Genomic DNA, 5,293 nt, shown 5'->3' with positions numbered 1-5,293 from the left:
AAGTTGTTTCAAACAAGCGACAAGGTAGACCTTTGAAAACTGAACAAAGTTTTAACGCTAATTGTGTAGGGCTTCTATGAAAGTAGAAGTAAAACAATTGCGAAGTCAATTCGCTAGTAATAAAAAAACGAGTCACAAACTTAATATGAGAGTTTGATCCTGGCTCAGGATGAACGCTGGCGGCGTGCCTAATACATGCAAGTCGAGCGAGATATCGTTTATGACTGAAGGTGCTTGCACCTGAGGGACTAAACATTTTATCGAGCGGCGGACGGGTGAGTAACACGTAGGTAACCTACCCTAAAGCGGGGGATAACATCTGGAAACAGGTGCTAATACCGCATAACAACATTTATCGCATGATGAATGTTTAAAAGATGGTTTCGGCTATCACTTTAGGATGGACCTGCGGCGCATTAGTTAGTTGGTGAGGTAACGGCTCACCAAGACGATGATGCGTAGCCGAACTGAGAGGTTGATCGGCCACACTGGGACTGAGACACGGCCCAGACTCCTACGGGAGGCAGCAGTAGGGAATCTTCCACAATGGACGAAAGTCTGATGGAGCAACGCCGCGTGAGTGAAGAAGGTTTTCGGATCGTAAAACTCTGTTGTTGGAGAAGAACGTATCTAATAGTAACTGATTAGGTAGTGACGGTATCCAACCAGAAAGCCACGGCTAACTACGTGCCAGCAGCCGCGGTAATACGTAGGTGGCAAGCGTTATCCGGATTTATTGGGCGTAAAGCGAGTGCAGGCGGTTAATTAAGTCTGATGTGAAAGCCCTCGGCTCAACCGAGGAAGTGCATCGGAAACTGGTTAACTTGAGTGCAGAAGAGGAGAGTGGAACTCCATGTGTAGCGGTGGAATGCGTAGATATATGGAAGAACACCAGTGGCGAAGGCGGCTCTCTGGTCTGTTACTGACGCTGAGGCTCGAAAGTATGGGTAGCAAACAGGATTAGATACCCTGGTAGTCCATACCGTAAACGATGAGTGCTAAGTGTTTGGGGGTTTCCGCCCCTAAGTGCTGGAGCTAACGCATTAAGCACTCCGCCTGGGGAGTACGACCGCAAGGTTGAAACTCAAAGGAATTGACGGGGGCCCGCACAAGCGGTGGAGCATGTGGTTTAATTCGAAGCAACGCGAAGAACCTTACCAGGTCTTGACATCTCCTGAAAAATCTAGAGATAGATCTTTCTCTTCGGAGACAGGATGACAGGTGGTGCATGGTTGTCGTCAGCTCGTGTCGTGAGATGTTGGGTTAAGTCCCGCAACGAGCGCAACCCTTATTGTCAGTTGCCAGCATTAAGTTGGGCACTCTGGCGAGACTGCCGGTGACAAACCGGAGGAAGGTGGGGACGACGTCAAATCATCATGCCCCTTATGACCTGGGCTACACACGTGCTACAATGGTCGGTACAACGAGCAGCGAGTTCGCGAGGACAAGCAAATCTCTTAAAACCGATCTCAGTTCGGATTGTAGTCTGCAACTCGACTACATGAAGCTGGAATCGCTAGTAATCGCGGATCAGAATGCCGCGGTGAATACGTTCCCGGGCCTTGTACACACCGCCCGTCACACCATGAGAGTTTGTAACACCCAAAGCCGGTGGGGTAACCTTTTAGGAGCTAGCCGTCTAAGGTGGGACAGATGATTAGGGTGAAGTCGTAACAAGGTAGCCGTAGGAGAACCTGCGGCTGGATCACCTCCTTTCTAAGGATAAATACCGATAGGTATAAACGGAANNNATCACCTCCTTTCTAAGGATAAATACCGATAGGTATAAACGGAATCTGCACAAGTTAAAACTTTGTTTAGTTTTGAGAGGTCTACCAGACTTATCGGGCCTATAGCTCAGCTGGTTTAGAGCGCACGCCTGATAAGCGTGAGGTCGATGGTTCAAGTCCATTTAGGCCCATGGAAAATAGAATTCTCAGAAAAAAGACCCATGGGGGATTAGCTCAGCTGGGAGAGCGCCTGCCTTGCACGCAGGAGGTCATCGGTTCGATCCCGTTATCCTCCATAGATATCGATTTAATTTATTTAAAAAGATATCGACTCGTACCTTGAAAACTGAATACTAACGAAAATATTCAAAAGAAACACCGAAAACTGCGCGTCTAGAGGACTCTAGACACAATTTTTAAGAATGATTTATTATGAACCATTTATAATTAATCGAATAGGTTAAGTTATAAAGGGCGCATGGTGGATGCCTAGGCACTAGGAGCCGATGAAGGACGGAACTAACACCGATATGCTTCGGGGAGCTGTACGTAAGCTATGATCCGGAGATTTCCGAATGGGGGAACCCAATTGTTTTAATCGACAATTACTTTTAAGTGAATACATAGCTTGAAAGAGGAAGACGCAATGAACTGAAACATCTAAGTAGTTGCAGGAAGAGAAAGAAAAATCGATTCCCTGAGTAGCGGCGAGCGAAACGGGAAGAGCCCAAACCAACGAGCTTGCTTGTTGGGGTTGTAGGACTGATGTAGTGAGAACAAAAGGCAGAGATAGTCTAATTATTTGGGAAGATCAACAAAAGAAGGTGACAGTCCTGTAGATTAAAACAAAGCCACTCCAATCAGTATCCTGAGTACGGCGGAACACGCGAAATTCCGTCGGAATCCGGGAGGACCATCTCCCAAGGCTAAATACTCCCTAGTGACCGATAGTGAACCAGTACCGTGAGGGAAAGGTGAAAAGCACCCCGGGAGGGGAGTGAAATAGATCCTGAAACCATGTGCCTACAAATAGTCAGAGCTCGTTAATGAGTGATGGCGTGCCTTTTGTAGAATGAACCGGCGAGTTACGTTTACATGCGAGGTTAAGTAGAAGATACGGAGCCGTAGCGAAAGCGAGTCTGAAATGGGCGACTAAGTATGTAGACGTAGACCCGAAACCAAGTGACCTACCCATGTCCAGGTTGAAGGTGAGGTAACACTCACTGGAGGACCGAACCCACGTATGTTGAAAAATGCGGGGATGAGGTGTGGGTAGCGGTGAAATTCCAAACGAACTTGGAGATAGCTGGTTCTCTCCGAAATAGCTTTAGGGCTAGCCTCGAGGTAAGGATCATGGAGGTAGAGCACTGTTTGGACTAGGGGTCCGTCAAGGATTACTGAATTCAGATAAACTCCGAATGCCATTGATTTATACTCGGGAGTCAGACTATGAGTGATAAGATCCGTAGTCGAAAGGGAAACAGCCCAGATCACCAGTTAAGGTCCCAAAATCTATACTAAGTGGAAAAGGATGTGGGGTTGCTTAGACAACTAGGATGTTGGCTTAGAAGCAGCAATTCATTTAAAGAGTGCGTAACAGCTCACTAGTCGAGTGACCCTGCGCCGAAAATGTACCGGGGCTAAGTATAGTACCGAAACTGTGGATGTATCGTAAGATACGTGGTAGGAGAGCGTTGTATGAGGGAAGAAGCTGTACCGTGAGGAGCAGTGGACTTCATAGAAGTGAGAATGCCGGTATGAGTAGCGAAAGACCAGTGAGAATCTGGTCCACCGAATGACTAAGGTTTCCTGGGGAAGGCTCGTCCACCCAGGGTTAGTCGGGACCTAAGATGAGGCCGAGAGGCGTAATCGATGGATAACAGGTTGATATTCCTGTACTAGTATATATTGTTTGACCGATGGAGGGACGCAGGAGGATGATGTGTGCATGCGGCTGGAAAAGCATGTTCAAGCAACAAGTCTTGATATGAGTTAAATGCTTGTAACTATAAGGACAAGTTGTGATGAGGAGCGAAATTAAAGTAGCGAAGCACAGTAACTCACACTGCCAAGAAAAGCTTCTAGATAGATATATACTACCCGTACCGCAAACCGACACAGGTAGTCGAGGAGAGAATCCTAAGGTGAGCGAGAGAACTCTCGTTAAGGAACTCGGCAAAATGACCCCGTAACTTCGGGAGAAGGGGTGCTGATCGCAAGGTCAGCCGCAGTGAATAGGCCCAAACAACTGTTTATCAAAAACACAGGTCTCTGCAAAATCGTAAGATGAAGTATAGGGGCTGACGCCTGCCCGGTGCTGGAAGGTTAAGAGGATGAGTTAGCTTCGGCGAAGCCCAGAATTGAAGCCCCAGTAAACGGCGGCCGTAACTATAACGGTCCTAAGGTAGCGAAATTCCTTGTCGGGTAAGTTCCGACCCGCACGAAAGGCGTAATGATTTGGGCACTGTCTCAACGAGAGACTCGGTGAAATTATAATACCCGTGAAGATGCGGGTTACCCGCGACAGGACGGAAAGACCCCATGGAGCTTTACTGTAGCTTGATATTGAGTTTTTGTGTAACATGTACAGGATAGGTAGGAGCCGTAGAGCTCGGAACGCTAGTTTCGAAGGAGGCATTGGTGGGATACTACCCTTGTTATATGAAGGCTCTAACCCACACCGGCAAACACGGTGGGAGACAGTGTCAGGTGGGCAGTTTGACTGGGGCGGTCGCCTCCTAAACAGTAACGGAGGCGCTCAAAGGTTCCCTCAGAATGGTTGGAAATCATTCGCAGAGTGTAAAGGTATAAGGGAGCTTGACTGTGAGACCAACAAGTCGAGCAGGTACGAAAGTAGGACTTAGTGATCCGGTGGTTCCGCATGGAAGGGCCATCGCTCAACGGATAAAAGCTACCCTGGGGATAACAGGCTTATCTCCCCCAAGAGTTCACATCGACGGGGAGGTTTGGCACCTCGATGTCGGCTCATCGCATCCTGGGGCTGTAGTCGGTCCCAAGGGTTGGGCTGTTCGCCCATTAAAGCGGTACGCGAGCTGGGTTCAGAACGTCGTGAGACAGTTCGGTCCCTATCCGTCGCGGGCGTAGGAAATTTGAAGGGAGCTGTTCCTAGTACGAGAGGACCGGAATGGACATACCTCTGGTGTACCAGTTGTTCTGCCAAGGGCATCGCTGGGTAGCTATGTATGGAAGGGATAAACGCTGAAAGCATCTAAGTGTGAAGCCCCCCCTAAGATGAGATTTCCCATTCCGTTAAGGAAGTAAGACCCCTTAGAGAAGATGAGGTAGATAGGCTGAGCGTGGAAGTGCAGTGATGTATGGAGCGGATCAGTACTAATAGGTCGAGGGCTTAACCGAGGCAGTAATTAGGAGTTAAAAGTGAGTAGAAGAGTTAGTATTTAGTTTTGAAGGTACGAGAAAAATAAGTGTGGTGATGATGGCAAGAAGGATACACCTGTTCCCATGTCGAACACAGAAGTTAAGCTTCTTAACGCCGATAGTAGTTGGTGGGAAACTGCCTGCGAGGATAGGAAGTCGCCACGCTT

Annotated in this window: 2 tRNA genes and 3 rRNA genes; all 5 read left to right on the top strand. The window is 48.1% G+C overall.

What is annotated here, in order from left to right:
• The first annotated feature begins 141 nt into the window (after window positions 1-141).
• The 5 genes from Q2T76_RS07905 (at window position 142) to rrf (ending at window position 5,291) form a co-directional block, all read left to right on the top strand.
• A 16S ribosomal RNA gene (locus Q2T76_RS07905) occupies window positions 142-1,716 on the top strand.
• 130 nt (window positions 1,717-1,846) lie between these two features.
• Window positions 1,847-1,921 (top strand) — tRNA-Ile (locus Q2T76_RS07900).
• 32 nt (window positions 1,922-1,953) lie between these two features.
• Window positions 1,954-2,026: transfer RNA gene (locus tag Q2T76_RS07895), tRNA-Ala, on the top strand.
• A 162-nt stretch (window positions 2,027-2,188) separates the two neighbouring features.
• Window positions 2,189-5,105 (top strand): 23S ribosomal RNA (locus Q2T76_RS07890).
• A 69-nt stretch (window positions 5,106-5,174) separates the two neighbouring features.
• Window positions 5,175-5,291, top strand: a 5S ribosomal RNA gene (rrf, locus tag Q2T76_RS07885).
• Together the 16S, 23S and 5S rRNA genes with 2 tRNA genes alongside form the textbook arrangement of a ribosomal RNA operon.
• Window positions 5,292-5,293 lie beyond the last annotated feature (2 nt).

Origin of the sequence: Lactobacillus sp. YT155, from assembly GCF_030504545.1 — a bacterium.
Classification (GTDB): Bacteria; Bacillota; Bacilli; order Lactobacillales; family Lactobacillaceae; genus BQUT01.
Note: the sequence above shows the minus strand (reverse complement) of the source record. Positions and strands in the feature narration are given on the sequence as shown.